The sequence below is a fragment of the Exobacillus caeni genome (assembly GCF_005747095.1).
Classification (GTDB): Bacteria; Bacillota; Bacilli; order Bacillales; family Guptibacillaceae; genus Exobacillus; species Exobacillus caeni.
This window is the reverse complement of the sequence record NZ_SWLG01000043.1, coordinates 1-1900: the sequence shown is the minus strand read 5'-3', so window position 1 is coordinate 1900 and position 1900 is coordinate 1. Positions and strand designations below refer to the sequence as shown.

Genomic DNA, 1900 nt, shown 5'->3' with positions numbered 1-1900 from the left:
CGAGGAAACCTATGCGTTTTTGCATATTCTGTGGGAAAACAATAAAAGGGAAAAGACCTACAGGACTCACTGACGTGATTAGGGTCAGGATGGATGGAACAGAAGGTGTGATGACCGGGGGAAGCTCTGTAGGTTCCTTTCAACAAACGTTGGAAGGTAGGGGAGGTATAACTCTTAGGGGAAAGCCAAACCGATGACACTGCAGGTGGCGGCGGAGTCCGTAGTAGTGAAGAAGCTTGAGCCAATGAATCCTGGCGACAGGCTGGAGGATAAAACTCAAGTGAGTAAGCGCCATGTCGCTTAACCCTCATACAAACCAAAAGTTATGTGAGGAGGTAAAGGGACTCCATTTCGTTAACGTTGTGAATGAACGTGAGTGAAGAATGTAGACGCCTTAATGAAACGAGGTCTTCCGAGTAGGTTCGACCTTGCCAACCGTGATGATACGCGAGGAAGAGGGAACCGGCGACCTGAGTAGCCAGATAAGAAAAGAAGCGATTGGATTTTCCTAGGCACGCATTTCTTATCTGATGAAATAGAAAGGAATCATTCTTTGTAGCGGACATAAGACCAATGTGGTGAGAAGCGCGGAAGGTGGTGATCGAATGAAACCAACGCGCAAGTACTATTCCATTATTGATAAAGTTTACGACAGGAAGAATCTCGAGGAAGCATGGAAGAAGGTCAAAGCCAATAAGGGGAGTGCAGGAATAGATGGGGAGACCATTAATTGGTTTGAAATGAACCGAAATCAGAATCTCTACGAGATTCAACGGTTCCTTAGAGAAAAACGCTATCACCCCACTCCATCCTTAAGAAAGTATATATCGAAAAGCAATGGGAAACAACGACCTCTAGGCATTCCTATTATCCGTGACCGTATTGTACAGCAGGCGGTTCGGCAAATGATTGAACCACTGTTTGACAGGGGATTTTACCCTCATAGCTATGGCTTTCGGAAGGGACATTCTCAACATCAGGCGCTTGAAACCATCAAGAAAGCGAAAAGAGCAGGGTATGAATATGTGGTTGACCTCGACATACAAGCCTATTTTGATACGATTCCCCATTCTAAATTAATGAGAAAGGTAAAGGAGAAGATTGCCGACGGGCGTGTTCTTGATTTACTCGAGGGATGGCTAAAGGCTGGAATCATGGAAGATGGCCAGTTTCATGAGACCGAGGAAGGGTCACCACAGGGAGGAGTCATTTCTCCTCTTCTCGCCAACATCTACCTGGATGACTTTGACTGGAAAATGCGAGAAGCAGGATACCCAGTGGTACGATTCGCAGATGATGCGGTTATTATGTGCAAAACGGAAAGACAATCACACAAGGCTTACCAGTTGGCAAGAGAAATCCTTGAGGATGAACTAAATCTTACCATGCATCCAGAGAAAACGAAGGTTGTGGACTTTGATGAAGGTTTTCACTTTCTGGGATTCGACTTCTGGAAAGATTACCTTCTCCTTCCCGAGAAAAGAATGAGGAAAGTGAAGAAAGATATACGGTATCTCACGAGGAGGCACCAGGGGAAGAATGTCCGAGAAGTTATTAAAAGACTAAACCAAACCATAAGAGGGTTTGGGAACTATTTTGGAATAGGAAATACAAAAGAGAAATTTAAGAAGCTCGACAGCTGGATAAGAATGAGACTTAGAGCTTATATAAGGAAGAAGAAATCAACGGTCTCAAATCGACTAATACCGACCTATATTTTCGATAGGTTAGGATTAGTTTCGTTGGTAGACCTTCTCACCAATCGTTCCTAGTCAGTGAGTGAAATCAGCCTTCTCACTCCTGGTTATGGGGAACTAACGAAAAGAAAGCCGGATGCGGGAAAGCCGCACGTCCGGTTTGATGAGGGGTCCGAGGGCGAAAGCCCTCGTCCTACTCTACT

1 protein-coding gene is annotated in these 1900 nt (G+C 45.0%); it reads left to right on the top strand.

Annotated elements, in window-relative coordinates:
• Positions 1–605: 605 nt before the first annotated feature.
• Positions 606–1772 (top strand): group II intron reverse transcriptase/maturase, encoded by a 1167-nt coding sequence (gene ltrA / locus FCL54_RS23510; RefSeq protein WP_138129710.1) that lies wholly within the window; start codon positions 606–608, stop codon positions 1770–1772.
• Positions 1773–1900: the final 128 nt, after the last annotated feature.